Below are 17,326 nucleotides of genomic sequence, written 5' to 3' on the forward strand. Positions count from 1 at the left end.
ATCACCCTGAACCATGCCTCGCTTCCCGGATTTTTTCGCCACCAACCCGCCGTTTACGGTCCATGCCATGGCTGCACTCGCAGCAGCCCTGTCCCTAGTGGGGTGTGCCACCCGCACGCCGCCGGCCGCTCCAGCCGAGTCGCCGCCCCAAGCCAGCCAGCCAACAGGTGTACTCACCCCACCATCGCCCGTGGCATCCAGCACTGAAGCCGCTGCCCCCGCAACAGACTCGAGCACTCCGCCTGGCGCCGACAGCCGATACACGGAACGCCAGGACGCCATGTCGCTCGCCGATCGCCTGGCAACGCAATACCAGCTCGACCCGGCTTGGGCGCGCTCCGTCATTGGGCAAGCACGCTACAAGGACAGCGTGGCGCGCTTGATCATGCCGGGTAGCTCAACCGGTGCCAAGAACTGGACGCTCTACCGCAGTCGATTCATTGAGCCCGTTCGCATCAAGGCTGGCGTGGCTTTCTGGCGAACCTATCAAGCCGATCTGCAAAGAGCGCAAGACAAATGGGGCGTACCTGCCAGTGTCATCGTCGGGGTGATTGGTGTGGAAACCATTTATGGACGCAACACCGGCAACTACCGGGTATTGGATGCACTGACCACCTTGAGTGTGGACTTCCCGAAAGGCCGCAGCGACCGCAGCGCCTTTTTCCAGAAGGAACTGGGGGAGTTTCTGAAAATGACACAGGAGCAGAAACTGGAACCTACAACGGTTCTGGGCTCTTATGCAGGCGCAGTGGGCTGGCCTCAGTTCATGCCCAGCTCAGTCCGGCGCTATGCGGTTGACTTCGATGGCGACGGCCAGATTGACCTGCAGCGCAGCCCCGTCGATGCCATTGGCAGCGTGGCCAATTACCTGGGCGAACACGGTTGGAAAAGAGACCTGCCCGCTATCGTCGATGTGACACCGCCCTCAGATGAACAGGCACTGCAGACACTGCTTGGACCCGATATCAAACCCACCTTCTCACGCGAAGCCATGATGGGGCTTGGGGCCGCGCTGAAGGATTCAAGTGACGCATTGAGCGGTCCACTCGCACTGGTGAAGCTTGAAAATGGCGGCGGTGCTCCCACATATGTGGCTGGTACCGAAAACTTCTATGCCATCACACGCTACAACCAGTCCAGTTACTATGCGCTTGCAGTGATTCAACTGGGCCTGGCGGTTGAGCGAGCCATGCAAAACTGACGCGAAAAGCCCTGACGATTACCCGGTCATCCAGATTCACAACCCAAATGGTGCTCTGTCAGATTCGAGACTTTTCTTGCAATTTCCCTAACACGCCGAATATCTTTTATGATTAGAATTCGCACGTGGTAGCGCCACGCACGCTCACCTCGCTCTGATTTCCATCAATAAGTATTCAACCGCCCGCTCTGTGCGGACATAAGGACTCTTCATGAGCAACTACCAAGACCTCCTGGCCAAGAAGGCCGCTCTGGAAAAAGAAACCGCCGAGCTGGAAAAACAACTGGCGGATGCGCGTCGCGCCGAGCGTGCAGGCGTGATCGCACAGATCAAATCCCTGATGGCGGAACACGGCCTGACCTTGGCTGACCTGGGCAACAAGGTCGGCAAGGCACCGTCTGCCAGCGCCGGTCGCAAAGTGGCTCCCAAGTACCGCAATGCAGCCACAGGCGAAACATGGACTGGTCGCGGCCTGCAACCCAAGTGGATTCAAGCAGCCATTGCCTCCGGCAAGAAGCTCGAAGACTTCGCTATCTGATCCAGTCGGTTGTCACTTACCTGATGTCAAGCCGATGCATTGCGCATCGGCTTTTTTGTTTTCATCAGTGATTGGCGGCTTCCTTGAAGTCGCCAGCAAAACCGATCACAAACTGATCAGGCTTGATATAGCGACGCATGGCCTGATTCACCTGAGCGAGCGTCAAAGCCTCCAAAGCCGCATCCACGCGAGCTGATTCAGCAAACGTACGCGACAGGAATAGATTGGATACCCATGCAGAAACCAGTCGGCCATCCTGCGCACGGCTCAAACGCCGGAAACTCAGCAGGCCCTTGCGCCCCGCGTCAAACTCAGCCTGGGTGAATCCTTGACTTACCGCGCGGTTGAGCTCTTCCGTGAAGGCCGACTCCACCTTGGCACGGTTCTGCGGTGCAAAAATGGCGGCAGCAGTCCACTGGGAATGAGCATCCAGTTGATCCCAGTCGATGGTGCTGTAGACGCTGTAAGACAGCCCCTCTTTCTCCCGAATGCGATTCCACAGACGTGAGTCGCCACCAGAGCCAAGCAGGTAATTCGCCATCATCAGGGCCGGGTAATCCGGATGGGTATCGGAGATCGGCAACTCCTGCGTGACCTGCATGACAGCGTTTTGCTTGTCTGGGGTGCGCAGATCAATGCGCACCGGATGCACGGGCACCATGGGTGTGGCCACACGTGCATAGTGATCTCCAGAACGCCACCCGCCCAATGATTTCACCAACGCAGCCTGTACGGCAGCCGCATCGAAATCACCCACAGCCGCAAACTCGCCCTGATTGGCACTGATGAAGCGCTGGTAATAGTCTTTGACCTGTTCAGGTTTCACTGCCTGCCAATCGGCTGCCAGCTCATCAAAAGTTTCAGCGTAGCGCACATCGCCCTTTGGATAGGGGTTGTCATGTCGACTCATGGCCTCGGACAACACCGCATCCGGCTCCTTGCGCTGGCCCTCGATGCCCGACAAGGCCTGGCGACGGACCTCCTCGAGGGCATCCGCAGGCAAACTGGGATGGCGCAGGATATCGCCCATGAGGTCGATCACCTGTGGCAGATAGGCCCGACGCGAGGTGATGGAGACGGTCAATACACCCGGCGCCACGGAAAAGGCCATCTCTGACTGCAACTCGTCAAGACGGTCCTGAATCTGCTGCCGGCTCAATGTGCTGGTGCCCTTGTCCAGCAAACTACCCAGTGCGGAAGGCACTGCGCCCCAGTTGGCAAGCGACTTGTCGTCGCCAAAACGCAGGGTCAGCACGGCGCTGACCGACTCGCCGCGTGTCCCTTTGGGCAACAAGGCCAATTTCACACCACTGTTCGGGAGGGTGGCGCGTTGAGTACGCGCATCGATATTGGCCGGGCTGGCATCAAAAGCCTCCACCGTCGCTGCAGCACCTTGCGCCTTGAAGTCCTTGAACATGGCAGCCACATCCGCACGCCTCGGTGCGGGCGCACGCACAGGAGAAGCCGTTGGCACATATTCCCCCAGCGTGCGGTTGGATGACATGAAGGTTTGGGTAGCCACGCGCTGGATATCAGCCAGGGTCACCGCCTTGATCCGGTCACGCTGCAGGAAGAACAGGCGCCAGTCTCCCTGCGCCACGGCCTCGGACAAGGCCACGCCCACATGCTGCGGGTCGGCAAACCCCATGTCCCAGGATTTCAACCACTTGGCCTTGGCCCGGTCCAATTCCTCCTGGGTAATCGGATGTTGCCCCATGGACTCGATGGTATCGAGCAAGGCCTGACGCGACTTGTCAGGATCCTGCCCAGGACTCAATTGGGCACCCAGCATCACGAAACCGGGGTCCGCCAAGCCCTCGCAGAAACTGAACACCGATGCTGCCAATTGCTTCTCGGTCAGACTCTTGTGCAGACGCCCAGCCGGCGCATCGCCCAAAATCACGCTGAGCAATTCGATGGAAGCAAAGTCTGGATCGGCACCGGGCTCGACGTGGTATGCCGCATAGAACAAGGGCACGCCCCCCACCCGCCGCACGGTCACCGAGCGTTCGCCGTCCTGAACCGGGTCCAGCGTATACAGACGTGGCAGCTCACGCTGAGGCTTGGCCAACGCGCCAAAATACTTGCCTACCCACGCTTTGACTTTGTCTGGATCAAACTTGCCGGACACGATCAGCGTGGCGTTGTCAGGCTGGTAATAGCGGTGATAGAAGGCCTGGAGGTGGCTGATATCCACCCCCTCCACATCGGCGCGGGCACCGATGGTTGGTTTGCCGTAGTTATGCCAGTCGTACATGGCAGCCAGGGTCTTGTCAAACAGCACCCGACCCGGATTGTTTTCACCCATTTCCATTTCATTGCGCACCACCGTCATCTCGCTATCGAGGTCTCGGCGTGCAATGAAACTGTTGACCATGGCGTCGGCCTGCCACTCCAGATACCAACGGAGGTTCTCCTCGTTGGCGGCAAAGCTGGCAAAGTAATTGGTCCGATCAAACCAGGTGCTGCCATTGGCACGGAAGCCGCGCCGGTTGAATTCGGCCCAGACCTGCGGATGGCGCGGTGAGCCCTTGAACATCAGGTGCTCCAACAAGTGGGCCATGCCGGTCTCGCCGTAGCTTTCCTGCCGAGAGCCCACGCGGTAGGTCATGTTCACCGTTGTCGTCGGCTTCGACGCATCAGGAATCAGCAGGACCTGCAAGCCATTCCACAAGCGGTATTCACTGATGCCCTCGACAGCCGTCACCGGTTTCAGATCGGGAGAGGCGACCGTGGCATGCTCTGCGACCGCGCCTTTTTCAGCACGCGCACGCTTTTTGTCGCTGACAGCAGCGGCGCCGTGCTTCTTGGAAGATGCGACAGCCTTGCGGGATGACGTCCCGCTTGCTTTGGATGCCGTTTTCTTGGCGGTGGCAGTCGTCTTGGATGAAGCCTGCGGCTTGTGCTTGGCGGGCGTTGCCCAGCCTGTCGTACACAGCATCGCTGCCAAGGTGCCCCCCAGCAGTGCGCGCGACAGGCCGTGCCCGAGCAATGAAATCTTCAAACGTGACATGAGCAGAAGCAATCCCGGTTGGAACTCAACAGTAGTTAGCTAAGTGTAGGCTCGTATACAAAAGTTCCCTGTTGCGGCTAGCCCTTGCCTGGCGTGCTTTGTGCAACGTCATGCGTCTGAAGCGTTCTGCGTGTTACAACCACGCACTGAACCACGTGCTTTACAACCCTGTCGCTCACACCCATGCCCAAGCTTGCCGCACTCCATCGCCCAGCATGGGCTGTCGTTCTGGTCCTGATTGCACTCGGTGCCTCGTTGGCATGGAATCGTTTCAAACCAGCTGGCTTGCCTCCAGGCATCGCCAGTGGGAATGGTCGCCTGGAAGCCACCGACATTGATATCGCCACCAAGACCAGTGGTCGGGTCAAGGAGGTGCTGGTGCAGGAAGGTGACGACGTTCAGGCTGGGCAGGTGGTGGCTCGCATGGACACGGTGGCGATCCAGGCCGACCTCAACCGTACGCAGGCGCAACTGAGTCAGGCTGGGCAGGCCAAGGACACCACCGCGGCCCTGTTGCGCCAGCGTCAGCAGGCTGTCGTCACGGCTGAGGCGGTGGTGGCACAACGACAAGCCGAGCTGGCTTTTGCCGCCAAGGAGTTCAAGCGCACCCAGGAATTGGTTGCACAGGGCTTTCTGGCCCCCCAAAAGCTCGACGAAAGCCAAGCTCAGATTCAGTCTGCCCGAGCCGCCCTGAGTGCGGCGCAATCTCAGGTTGCCGAATCACGCGCTGCGATTGCTGCCACCCAGTCCCAGATCATTGAAGCGGATGCCGCCATCCGTACAGCACAGGCCAGCATGGCGCGCACCCAGAGTGACCTGGATGACACCGTGCTGCGTGCGCCCGTTGGCGGCCGGGTTCAGGTTCGGGCCGTGCAACCGGGCGAAGTACTGGGCGCGGGTGGCCGAGTGGTGTCTCTGGCAGACCTCACCGATGTCTACATGACGTTCTTCCTGCCCGAAACAGCGGCGGGCCGAGTCGCCATCGGCGCGGAGGCGCGTTTGATTCTGGACGCCGCGCCGCAGTACGTGATTCCGGCCAAAGTGTCCTTCGTCGCGAGCGTGGCGCAGTTCACGCCCAAAACGGTGGAAACTGCGGTCGAGCGACAGAAGCTCGTGTTCAAGGTCAAGGCTCGGGTTGACCCCGCCCTGCTCAAACTGCACCAGAGTCAGGTCAAGACAGGCATGCCCGGCATGGCCTATGTCCGCATTTCGTCAGACACCCCATGGCCGGCCAGCCTGGAGGTGAAGTTGCCAGCCGCAGGAGCATCGGCACCGTGAGCGAGATCGTTGCCCGCATTCGGCAACTCAGCCACTGCTACAAGCAGCTCACCGCCATCGAGCAGATTGAGCTCGACATCCCGGCGGGCTGCATGGTGGGGCTGATCGGCCCCGATGGCGTGGGCAAGTCCACCCTCCTCGCGCTGATGTCAGGCGCCCGCCAGATCCAGGCGCCCGGCCAGATCGAGGTGCTGGGCGGCAACATGGCGGATGCGCACCACCGCCAGCAAGTTTGCCCACGGATTGCCTACATGCCCCAGGGCCTGGGCAAGAACCTGTACGCGACTTTGTCCGTGCAGGAAAACGTGGACTTTTTCGGCCGTTTGTTTGGACACAGTCGCCAGGAGCGACTGGACCGCATTGCCGAGTTGCTCGAGAGCACCGGTCTGGCCCCATTTGCCAGCCGTCCGGCGGGCAAGCTGTCCGGGGGCATGAAACAGAAGCTGGGGCTGTGCTGCGCACTGATCCACGACCCAGACCTGCTGATCCTGGACGAGCCGACAACCGGGGTAGACCCGCTATCCCGTCGCCAGTTCTGGGAACTGATTGATCGCATCCGTGAGCGTCGTCCCGGCATGAGTGTGGTGGTGGCCACTGCCTACATGGAAGAAGCCGATCGTTTCGACCATCTGGTCGCGATGGATGCCGGCCGCGTCCTGGCCACGGGCAGCCCCGATGAGCTCAAGCGCCGAACCAGCAAAGACACGCTGGAGTCGGCCTTCATTGCCCTGTTGCCCGATTCCCGACGGGAAGGTCATCAGGAACTGGTGGTGCCCCCCCGCTCCGGGCAGGACGGCGATATCGCCATTGAGGCCCGGGGCCTCACCTGCCGATTTGGCGACTTCACTGCGGTCGATCATGTTGACCTGAGCATCCACCGCGGTGAAATATTTGGTTTTCTCGGCTCCAACGGCTGCGGCAAAACCACCACCATGAAGATGCTCACAGGCTTGCTGCCAGCCACCGAAGGTGAAGCCAGCCTGTTTGGACGCCCGGTCGACGCCAATGATCTGGCGGTGCGACGGCGCGTGGGCTACATGTCTCAGGCGTTTTCGCTCTACAACGAGCTGACGGTACGCCAGAACCTCGATCTCCACGCGAAGCTGTTTCACGTCCCCGAGGCCGACATCGCACCGCGCATTGCCAGCATGCTCAAGCGCTTCGACCTGGAAGATGTGGTCGACGAACTGCCTGAAAAGCTGCCACTGGGTGTCCGCCAGCGGCTGTCACTGGCCGTGGCCGTGGTCCATGGCCCCGACATGCTCATTCTGGACGAGCCCACCTCTGGGGTCGACCCCATCGCCCGCGACCAGTTCTGGGCCCTGATGATCGAGTTGTCCCGTCGGGATGGCGTGACCCTGTTCATTTCCACCCACTTCATGAACGAGGCGATGCGCTGTGACCGCATTTCGCTGATGCACGCGGGGCGGATCCTCGACAGTGATGCGCCGCATGCACTCATTGCCCGCCACGGGCGAGCCACGCTGGAAGACACCTTCATCGATCTGCTGGAAGAGGCCCAGCACCGCGATGAGCCGGCGCCAAATTCAGAACCATCTGCACCAACCGAGACCCAGGCCAGCAAGGGCCACAAGGTCAGTGACACGATTCAAGCCGCGCTGATGAAGCCCAGCCGCGGTCACCAGCGTTTCAGCCTGGGGCGGCTGTTGAGCTACGCCCACCGTGAGTCGCTGGAGCTGCGCCGTGACCCGATTCGGCTGACACTGTCCTTGCTGGGCACAGCCCTGCTGATGATCATCATGGGCTATGGCATCAGCATGGACGTGCAGGACCTCAAGTTCGCGGTGCTGGACCGAGACCACTCGACCATGAGCCGCGACTATGTTCTCAACATCGCAGGTTCCCCCTATTTCCTCGAACAAGCGCCACTGCAAAGTGACGCAGACATGGATCAGCGGCTCAGGAGCGGGGACATCAGCCTGGCCATCGAGATCCCGCCGCAGTTTGCCGAGGACGTCAAACGTGGCCGAACCGCCACCGTTGGCGTGTGGGTAGATGGCGCCATGCCGCAACGGGCCGAAACCATTGCGGGTTACGTGCAGGGCCTGCACGCCACGTACATGGCCGAGAAGATGACGGAAGCCGGGCTCAACACCAAGGCAGCAGCATCGGTCGAGATCCGCTACCGATACAACCCTGACGTCAAGAGCCTGTATGCCATGGTCCCGGCCGTGATCCCCATCTTGCTGATCTTCATCCCCGCCATGCTCACTGCGCTGGGCGTGGTGCGAGAAAAGGAAATGGGCTCGATCATCAATCTCTACGTCACGCCCGTGACCCGGCTGGAGTTTCTACTTGGCAAGCAGCTGCCATACATCGGTACCGCCATGGTCAATTTCCTGCTGATGACCAGCCTGGCCATCTGGGTGTTCCAGGTGCCACTCAAAGGCAGTTTCCTGACCCTGGCCATTGGCGCCCTGCTCTATGTCACCGCGGCAACAGGCCTGGGCCTGCTGATGTCGACCTTCACCAAGAGCCAGATTGCCGCCATTTTCGGAACCTCGCTGGCCACCATGCTGCCGGCCATCCAGTTCTCCGGACTGATCAACCCGGTGTCGTCGCTGGAAGGCCTGCCTGCGATCCTGGCTCGGCTGTATCCGACTGGGCCATTCCTCATCATCAGCCGGGGCACCTACTCGAAGGCGCTGGGGTTGCTCGATCTGTGGCCCTACTTTGTGCCGCTGTTGATCGCCATACCCGTGCTGACGGCCCTGAGCACACTGTTGCTGAAAAAACAGGACGTGTGATGGCCGCACCGAGCTCACCCTTCTGGCTCACGCTGAGCAACATCTGGCAACTCGGCATCAAGGAGTTGCGCAGCCTCTGGCGTGACCGACTGCTGCTCTTGTTCGTGGTCTGGGCATTTTCGGGCGCCATCTACACGGCGGCCAAAGGGGCGCCAGATCGGCTTCACCGTGCGCCCATCGCGGTGGTCGATGAGGACCAGTCAGCCTTGTCCCAGCGCGTCATCAACGCCTTTTATCCCCCGATGTTCATGGCGCCCACGACGATCTCGTTGAGAGATGTGGACCCCGGCATGGATCAGGCGCGCTATACCTTCGTACTCGACATCCCGCCGGACTTTCAGCGCGATGTGCTGGCCGGTCGCAGCCCTGCCATTCAGCTCAATGTGGATGCCACGCAGATGAGCCAGGCGTTTCTGGGCTCGAGCTACATCCAGAGCATCGCCGTGGATGAGGTCAACGAGTTCATACAGCGCGACAAGACCGTCACGACGCTGCCCATCGACATGGCGCTGCGCATTCGTTTCAACCCATCGATGGACAACACCTGGTTCATGGGTGTGATGGAGCTCATCAACAACGTCACGATGTTGTCCATCATCCTGACGGGTGCCGCATTGATTCGCGAACGCGAACACGGCACCATCGAGCACCTGCTGGTGCTGCCACTCAAGCCCGCCGAGATCATGATCGCCAAGGTCTGGTCCATGGGGGTTGTCGTGCTGATCGCCACGGGCTTGTGCATGGCGCTGGTGCTGCGTGGTGCCCTGGCCATGCCCGTCACCGGCTCCATGCTGCTGTTTCTGGCAGGCTGTGCCCTGCATCTGTTTGCCACCACCTCCATGGGTATCTACATGGGCACCATTGCCCGCTCGATGCCCCAGTTGGGGTTGCTGATGATCTTGGTGCTGCTGCCGCTGAACCTGCTGTCCGGCGGCTCCACGCCACGGGAAAGCATGCCGGAAGTGGTCCGCTTTATCATGCAGGCTGCACCGACCACCCATTTCGTCAGCTTTGCACAAGCCATCCTCTATCGCGGCGCAGGGCTGAACATCGTCTGGCCCCAATTTGCGGCCATCGCCGTCATCGGCACCGTCTTTTTCATGGCAGCCCTGAGACGTTTCCGCAGCACTGTGAGCCAGATGGCCGATTGACCCAGACTGCAAGGATTGCCCCGTGCCTCCCGTCAACACACCGACGCCCAAACCACAGCCCAGCCAGCCAGGCGCAGGCAAGCCCTGGCCCATCAATCCCTGGACGCTCGGCCTCATCCTCCTGACCCTCATGTGGGCCAAGGACCTGTGGATCAGCACCACCCAGGTCCAGGCCATGCCTTACAGCGAGCTCGTGCAACACCTGCAAGCCGACGAAGTCGCCTCCCTGCGGGTGTCGAGCAGTTTCATCGAAGGCGAGCTCAAGAAACCGCAGGCTGATGGGCGACAGCGCTTCATCGTCACCCGCGTAGACCCCGCACTGGCCAAGGATCTCTCCACCTACAAAGTCCGCTATGAGGGCGTGGTGGAAAACACCATCATCCATGATGTGCTGTCATGGGTCGTGCCCGTGTTGCTGATGTTCGGTCTGTGGAACTTCATGTCCCGCAAGATGATGAAGGATGGTGGCCTTGGCGGGTTGGGCGGCATGCTCAGCATTGGCAAAAGCCGTGCGCGTGTCTTCGCGGAGACCGACATCCAGGTACGCTTTGACGATGTCGCTGGCGTAGATGAGGCCAAGGAAGAGCTTCGCGAGTCCGTCGAATTCCTCAAAGACCCCAAGGCCTATGGCCGGCTCGGTGCGCGCATGCCCAAGGGCGTGCTGCTGGTCGGCCCGCCAGGTACAGGTAAAACCATGCTGGCCAAGGCGATGGCAGGTGAAGCTGGCGTGCCGTTCTTCTCGATCAGTGGCTCGGAGTTTGTCGAGATGTTCGTGGGCGTAGGGGCCGCGCGGGTGCGCGACCTGTTTGAACAGGCTCGCCAGGCTGCACCAGCCATCATCTTCATCGACGAGCTGGATGCCTTGGGACGCGCACGGGGTGCCGGTCCCATGGCCGGTGGTCATGACGAGAAGGAGCAGACGCTGGACCAGTTGCTTTCTGAAATGGACGGCTTCGACGCCAGCGTCGGGGTGGTCATCCTGGCCGCCACCAACCGCCCTGAAGTACTGGACCCCGCCCTGCTGCGCGCTGGTCGGTTTGATCGTCAAGTGCTGGTGGACCGCCCGGATCGGCAAGGGCGCGCCGACATCCTCCGCGTGCACCTGCAAAAGATCAAACAAAGCACCGACATCGACCCAAATGCCATTGCAGCACTGACACCTGGCTTTGCCGGGGCCGATCTAGCGAACCTGGTCAATGAGGCGGCGCTGCTGGCCACACGCCGGCATGCCGATGCGGTCGAAGCCAGCGACTTCAACGCTGCCATCGAGCGCATTGTGGCCGGCCTGGAAAAGCGCAACCGCGTACTGCGACCACAGGAAAAAATCACCGTCGCGTACCACGAGATGGGTCATGCCTTGCTGGCGATGTCACTGCCAGGCGCTGACCCCGTCCACAAGATCTCGATCATCCCGCGTGGCATGGGTGCACTGGGCTACACCATCCAGCGCCCCACCGAAGACCGCTTCCTCAACACCCGTACCGAACTGGAGAACCGCATGGCCGTGTTACTCGGCGGGCGTGCGGCCGAACAACTGGTGATGGGCGACATCTCCACTGGCGCCGCAGATGACTTGGTCAAGGCCACCGATATCGCCCGTGAAATGGTGACACGCTTTGGTATGGTTGCCGACCTGGGTCAGGTGGCGTACGAGCGCAACCGCACCACCTTCCTGGACGGCGCAGGCCAATGGCCCCAGGAGCGCAACTACAGCGACGACACGGCCCGGCATATTGACGATGCCGTGCGTCAGCTGGTTGACCAGGCCTACGCGCGTGCTATTGCAACGTTGACAGCCCAGCGTGACTTGCTGGAAGAAGGCGCCCAGCAACTGCTCGAGAAAGAAACCCTGAGCGAAGCCGAGCTTCGACCGCTGGCCGACAAGGCGCGCCAGCCGGTTTCAGCTGCCTGACTGATCACCTTCACCACGCTGTGAAGCCGCTTCACGGGCTTCACGGCGGAAGTCCTTGCGCAGGGCATTCAGCTCGGCGTGGTAGTTCTCACCATCGCCAAACGCAGCGAATCGAGGGTAGCGCAAGTGGGTGCCCAGTACCTTGTGGGCATGCTTGATGGGGCACCAGTATTGCTCGGTCCGAGCAGTGACCTCGGTCACCCAGGCCAGCAAGCCATTGCCATAGGCGCAATAGGTGCAATTGAGCTTTTCCAGGCTGTTCAGGTAGCCCAGATGCTGTCGGTCATAGGCAAAGAAGTCGGCGCGACGCACCTTCGGTATCCCGTACAAGGGGAAACACACGGCGTGGTAAATGGACACGAAGATGTCCAACAACACAAAAGGAATGAAAACCGCATAGATGAACGGCGCCGACAGCCAGTTCTGCGGGCGACTGGTCACCAGCCAGCGCAAAAAGCCCATGCGCAGCTGCCGGTGCCGCGCCTTCACGGCACCTTCAAACTCAATGCGCTTGCCATTGACCTGAAAAAAAACTTTCTGCTCCTTGGCTGCCAGCGTCTGCCGCAACTCATCTTCCAGTCTGGTCATCTGCTGAAGCAACTCTCTGACGCGGTCTTCCATAGCGCTCTTTTCACCTGTAAAACATCCAGGGTTTCAGCATAGCAACACCTGGCCAAGATCCGCCCATATTCGGTTCATACTCAGGATATCCGAGCCGCGTTAACCGGCCATCAAGTCCATCATGCCTGTATCCCCTCGCCTGACTCTTGCGTTGTTCCTCACCGCTGTCAGCGGCGGACTCTCCGGTTGCCTGAATCAAGCCCAAGAGGACTGGACCGGCTATGCCGAAGCCGACATCATCTACCTGGCCTCACCCACTGCGGGCCAGCTCCGCAGCGTGGCAGTACAACGCGGCGACATGGTCAAGCGTGATCAGGCTCTGTTCGCGCTGGATACCGACAGCGAAGACATCAACAGCCAGGCCGCCCAAGCCCAGCAGGACCGTGCATCGGCACAACTGACCGACCTGGGCAAGGGCCGTCGACCCCATGAGATCCAGGCCGTCGAGGCGCAGCTTGAGCAGGCTCGCGCCGCACTGGTCGTTTCATCTGCACAACTCAAGCGGCACCAGGAACTGGTCAAGCAAGGTTTCGCCTCTCCTGCACAGCTGGACGAATTGCAGGCAGCCCAATCTCGAGATGCCGCACTGGTGCGCCAGGCTGAAGCGCAACTGGCTGTAGCACGAGACCAGGCCCGCCCCGACACCATTGGCGCCGCTCGCGCAGAGTTGCGAGCAGCTGAAGCGCAGCTGGCCCAGCAACAGTGGGTTAAAAGACAAAAAGCCCGTGCAGCCCCGGTCAACGCCCAGGTTTTCGATGTGCTGTATCGCGTGGGTGAATGGGTTCCAGCAGGCGCCCCCGTGGTCGCCCTGCTGCCTGAGCATGCCGTCAAGGTGCGGTTTTTTGTGCCCCAGACCGACTTGGCTCGCACCAAGGTCGGTAACCGCATTCAGTACGCCTGTGATGGCTGCCAGGCAGCCACAGCTGTGATCCGCTACGTATCGCCCCAGGCCGAATTCACCCCGCCGGTCATCTACAGCAACGAAAGCCGAGGCAAGCTGGTCTACATGGTCGAGGCCATACCCGAAGGCGACGCTGGCGCCATGCTCAAACCCGGTCAACCGCTCACCGTCCACCCAGCCCAGCAGCCATGAACGGAGCCCATCGGCCCGAGCTGGCCATCGATGTCAAAGGACTGACCAAGCAGTTTGGCGACCGCACCGTGGTGGACGGCATCGACATCCAGGTGCGTCGCGGCGAAATATGCGGGTTCCTCGGCCCCAATGGCAGCGGCAAGACCACCACCATCCGCATGCTATGCGGCCTGCTCGAACCCTCCGCAGGCGAAGGCCACTGCCTGGGCTTCAACCTGCTGACGCAGTCACGTCAGATCAAGCTGCGCACAGGGTACATGACCCAGAAGTTCGGCCTCTACGAAGACCTCTCCATTGAGGAGAACCTGCGCTTCATCGCCGAGGTGTACGACATGCCAGACGGCAAGCAGCAAGTCCGTCAGACACTCCAGCGCCTGGGGCTGGTCGAGCGGCGTCAGCAACTGGCTGGTTCGCTCTCCGGGGGCTGGAAGCAGCGACTGGCATTGGCCGCCTGCCTGCTTCATGAACCGGAGCTGCTCCTGCTGGATGAACCCACGGCCGGGGTCGACCCGAAAGCCCGGAGAGACTTCTGGCATCAGATCCACTTGCTGGCCGCCGAAGGCCTCACGGTGCTCGTCAGCACCCACTACATGGACGAAGCCGAACGCTGCCACCGGCTGGCCTATATCTCCTACGGCAAAGTGCTGACTGCAGGTACCTCAGAAGAAGTCATCGCCAACTCCGGGCTGAAAACCTGGCAGGTCCGCGGCGAGCAACTTGATCGCGTCATCGCATTGACCATCGACGAACCCGACTGGATGGCCATTCCCTTCGGTGTGGCGGTTCACATCAGCAGCACATCTGGCCAGGACTTCAGCACCTGGCTGCAGCGCCGTCAGCCCGGTCATGCCTGGCAGATCGACCCCATTCCGACGGGTCTGGAAGACGTTTTCATCCACCTGAGCCAGCATGCGCAAGACAATTTCCGATAAGCCCCTCTCTTGGCGGCGCATATGGTCCATCCTGCGCAAGGAATTCGTGCAGCTCAAACGAGACCGGCTGACGCTCGCCATGCTCGTGGCGATCCCGATCATGCAACTGGTGATGTTCGGCTACGCCATCAACGGTGACCCCAAGCATCTGCCAACGGTGATCGTGGCCCCCGACAACAGCCCGATGGTCCGCAGCGTGGTCCGCGCACTCGAAAACACCCGCTATTTCGACGTGGTAGCGACGCTGAACGAACCACAGGCAGAAGAGTGGCTGGCACACGGTGATGCGCAATTCGCGCTCATCTTCCCTTCGGATTTCACGCACCGCCTGCTGCGCGGAGAACATCCCGCGGTGGCCGTCTATGCCGATGCCAGCGACCCCTCCACCTCGGGCGGCGCGCTGTCCACCCTCTATGACCTGCCCCGGCTCGCCCTGCAATCCGATCTGCGTGGTCCGCTGACTTCACTCAGAGCCGGAGAAGCCCCGTTCGAACTGCGCGTGCACCGCCGCTACAACCCCGAAGGCATCACCCAGTACAACGTTGTCCCGGGGCTGATGGGCGTGATCCTCGTGATGACGCTGGTGATGATGACTGCGATGGCGATGACCCGCGAACGTGAACGCGGCACGCTTGAGAACCTGCTGGCCACGCCCGTCAGGCCACTTGAAGTGATGATCGGCAAGATCCTGCCCTATGTCCTGATCGGCTACATGCAGGTGCTGCTCATCTACATCGCTTCACGTACCTTGTTCGAGGTCCCGATGTTTGGCAGCCGTGTGTTGCTGTCCGCTGCGGTGCTGGTCTTCATCATCGCGACGCTGACCGTGGGCTTCCTGTTCTCCACCATCGCCCGCACGCAGATGCAGTCGATGCAGATGACGATCTTTTTCTTCCTGCCCAACATCCTGCTGTCCGGGTTCATGTTCCCGTTCAGGGGCATGCCGGCTTGGGCTCAGGTGGTCGGAGAGGCCTTGCCCATCACTCACTTCCTGCGCATTGTGCGAGGCGTGATGCTCAAAGGGGCGACATGGCCAGACGTGCTGCCGCAGATCTGGCCCATGGGCTTGTTCATTGTGGTCGTCGGCGCGCTGGCCATGAGCCGCTACCGACAAACCCTGGACTGATAAATCAGCCTTCCACCTTGAAGACCGCCACCACCTCATTGAGGCGGGCAGATTGGTCTTTCAGGGATGATGACGCGGCTGCGGTCTGCTCCACCAGCGCAGCGTTCTGCTGCGTCATCTGGTCGAGGTTGGAAACAGCCTCATTGACATGGCTGATGCCATCGCGCTGCTCGCTTGCCGCCGAGGCCAACTCACCCATCAGGTCGGTTACCCTCTGCACGCTGGTCATGATTTCCTTCATGGTTTCGCCAGCATCCTTCACCAGGCTTGCCCCCGATTCCACCGTTTCAACCGACGCGCCGATCAGCCCCTTGATTTCCTTGGCGGCCTGGGCACTGCGCTGCGCCAGCGATCGCACTTCGCTGGCCACCACGGCAAAGCCCCGCCCTTGTTCACCGGCACGGGCTGCCTCCACCGCTGCATTGAGCGCCAGGATATTGGTCTGGAAGGCAATGCCATCGATGACCGCAATGATGTCGCCGATCTTGCGAGACGAGTCGGTGATCTTGTCCATATTGCTCACGACCTTGGTCACCACGTCGCCACCACGGTGGGCAGCATCGGTCGCATGTTCGGCCAGCTGATTGGCTTGACGGGCGGTATCCGCAGCATGGGTCATGGTGCCCGTGAGCTGCTCCATGGAGGATGCCGTCTGCTGCAGTCGCGATGCAGTCTGCTCCGTGCGCTCAGACAGGTCCTGGCTGCCCAGTGCGATTTCAGACGATGCAGACGACACAATCGACACCCCGGTTCTGACCTCGGTGACCAGCTCCCGCAACTGGTTGACCATGCCAGACAACGCCCGTGTCAGCTTCGCCACCTCATCGTCACCACTGGCTGTCAAGCCATGCGTGAGGTTGCCCTTGGCAACCTGCTCGGCCAACCCCAGTGCAGATTGCAGCGGTTCGGTAATCGAACGCGAAATGACCCAACTCAACACCACGCTGCCGGCAACGGCCAAAGCCAACACCAGCAAAATCAGGTTTCGGGCCCGATCAGCCGTTTCAGCGGCCTCTTCATTGGCGGCTTGTGCGGCCCTATCGTTGTATTGGCCCAGGTCCTTGAGCGCCGCAACAGCCGCATCAAACTGCTTGAGACTGTCACTCGTCATGATCTTCAAGGCCCCTGTTTCATCCCCAGCCAGCAAGGCATCCTTGAAACGGCCACTGGTTGCCAGATAGGTTTCCCAGCTTGTCACGAACGCGGCATACAGACGTTTGTCTTCGTCCGCCTGCATCTGCTGTTCATACGTCTGCCGGAGCTTGTTGACGGCATCGATTGCCGCACTCAGCCGTTTGACCACCGCCGCGCGCTCATCCGGCTTCGTCAAACCCAGACGGTATTCCCGCACACGATACCGGGTAGCGGCCTCGCTGATCTGCAAGGCGACACGGACACCCGATATGTGTTTGGTGGCAATGGTTTCGGTATGCTGGCTCACCGCACGCAGCTGGATGATCGAAAAGACTGCGATCACCACCATGGCCGCCAACACCACCCCAAACCCGATTCTGAGTTTGGCCCCAACGGAAAATCTGGACAGAGCGTACATAAACGCCTCCTCATCGATTCTTTTGTCTATGTTTGCAATTTCGGACGCTTGCATGTTCCGTCAAAGCGTCACAAACTGTCTGTCAAATAAGACCGTATAAAGCGGTTTGATTGCGGCCGTACCGGTAAAACGCCGCACTAA

At 60.6% G+C, this 17,326-nt stretch carries 12 protein-coding genes; 9 read left to right on the forward strand and 3 right to left on the reverse strand.

The window, feature by feature from the left end; genetic code table 11:
- Window positions 1-67 precede the first annotated feature (67 nt).
- The gene (gene mltB / locus ACE3PH_RS07720; RefSeq protein ID WP_374317548.1) at window positions 68-1,201 is read left to right on the forward strand and encodes a lytic murein transglycosylase B; all 1,134 of its coding nucleotides are present in this window, start codon (window positions 68-70) and stop codon (window positions 1,199-1,201) included.
- 211 nt (window positions 1,202-1,412) lie between these two features.
- Window positions 1,413-1,739 carry an H-NS family nucleoid-associated regulatory protein gene (locus ACE3PH_RS07725; RefSeq protein WP_374317550.1) on the forward strand — a complete coding sequence of 109 codons (327 nt, stop codon included), beginning with the start codon at window positions 1,413-1,415 and terminating at the stop codon, window positions 1,737-1,739.
- 64 nt (window positions 1,740-1,803) lie between these two features.
- On the opposite strand, the gene ACE3PH_RS07730 is transcribed toward ACE3PH_RS07725, so the two are convergent.
- A complete protein-coding gene (locus ACE3PH_RS07730) occupies window positions 1,804-4,752 on the reverse strand; it encodes a M16 family metallopeptidase (RefSeq protein WP_374317552.1) in 2,949 nt (982 codons plus the stop codon).
- Between the two features lie 183 nt (window positions 4,753-4,935).
- Here ACE3PH_RS07730 and ACE3PH_RS07735 point away from each other — a divergent pair, with 183 nt between their 5' ends.
- The 4 genes from ACE3PH_RS07735 to ftsH all read left to right on the forward strand — a co-directional run bounded on the left by ACE3PH_RS07735 (window position 4,936) and on the right by ftsH (window position 11,861).
- Complete coding sequence (locus ACE3PH_RS07735; RefSeq protein WP_374317554.1) at window positions 4,936-6,030, forward strand: HlyD family secretion protein; 1,095 nt, start codon at window positions 4,936-4,938, stop codon at window positions 6,028-6,030.
- Window positions 5,976-8,798 (forward strand): ribosome-associated ATPase/putative transporter RbbA, encoded by a 2,823-nt coding sequence (rbbA, locus tag ACE3PH_RS07740; RefSeq protein WP_374317556.1) that lies wholly within the window; start codon window positions 5,976-5,978, stop codon window positions 8,796-8,798. The genes ACE3PH_RS07735 and rbbA overlap by 55 nt, the downstream gene beginning before the upstream one ends.
- Window positions 8,798-9,949, forward strand: coding sequence for an ABC transporter permease (locus ACE3PH_RS07745; RefSeq protein ID WP_374317558.1), 1,152 nt, complete (start codon window positions 8,798-8,800; stop codon window positions 9,947-9,949). Before rbbA ends, ACE3PH_RS07745 begins: the two co-directional genes overlap by 1 nt.
- Window positions 9,950-10,040: 91 nt before the next feature.
- Window positions 10,041-11,861, forward strand: coding sequence for an ATP-dependent zinc metalloprotease FtsH (gene ftsH / locus ACE3PH_RS07750; protein ID WP_374317833.1), 1,821 nt, complete (start codon window positions 10,041-10,043; stop codon window positions 11,859-11,861).
- Here the strand turns inward: ftsH and ACE3PH_RS07755 are convergent.
- Entirely contained in the window at window positions 11,850-12,482 is a 633-nt protein-coding gene (locus tag ACE3PH_RS07755) for a hypothetical protein (protein ID WP_374317560.1), read from the reverse strand. The genes ftsH and ACE3PH_RS07755 overlap by 12 nt on opposite strands.
- 121 nt (window positions 12,483-12,603) lie before the next feature.
- Here ACE3PH_RS07755 and ACE3PH_RS07760 point away from each other — a divergent pair, with 121 nt between their 5' ends.
- From ACE3PH_RS07760 to ACE3PH_RS07770, 3 genes are read left to right on the forward strand one after another with little or no spacing between them, the layout of a single operon-like run.
- Complete coding sequence (locus ACE3PH_RS07760) at window positions 12,604-13,575, forward strand: HlyD family secretion protein (protein WP_374317562.1); 972 nt, start codon at window positions 12,604-12,606, stop codon at window positions 13,573-13,575.
- A complete protein-coding gene (locus ACE3PH_RS07765) occupies window positions 13,572-14,507 on the forward strand; it encodes an ABC transporter ATP-binding protein (RefSeq protein ID WP_374317564.1) in 936 nt (311 codons plus the stop codon). Before ACE3PH_RS07760 ends, ACE3PH_RS07765 begins: the two co-directional genes overlap by 4 nt.
- Window positions 14,485-15,633 carry an ABC transporter permease gene (locus ACE3PH_RS07770; RefSeq protein WP_374317566.1) on the forward strand — a complete coding sequence of 383 codons (1,149 nt, stop codon included), beginning with the start codon at window positions 14,485-14,487 and terminating at the stop codon, window positions 15,631-15,633. Before ACE3PH_RS07765 ends, ACE3PH_RS07770 begins: the two co-directional genes overlap by 23 nt.
- A 4-nt stretch (window positions 15,634-15,637) precedes the next feature.
- On the opposite strand, the gene ACE3PH_RS07775 is transcribed toward ACE3PH_RS07770, so the two are convergent.
- Window positions 15,638-17,239 (reverse strand): methyl-accepting chemotaxis protein, encoded by a 1,602-nt coding sequence (locus ACE3PH_RS07775; protein WP_374317568.1) that lies wholly within the window; start codon window positions 17,237-17,239, stop codon window positions 15,638-15,640.
- Window positions 17,240-17,326: the final 87 nt, after the last annotated feature.

Origin of the sequence: Aquabacterium sp., from assembly GCF_041909175.1 — a bacterium.
In the GTDB taxonomy this organism is placed as follows: domain Bacteria; phylum Pseudomonadota; class Gammaproteobacteria; order Burkholderiales; family Burkholderiaceae_C; genus Aquabacterium.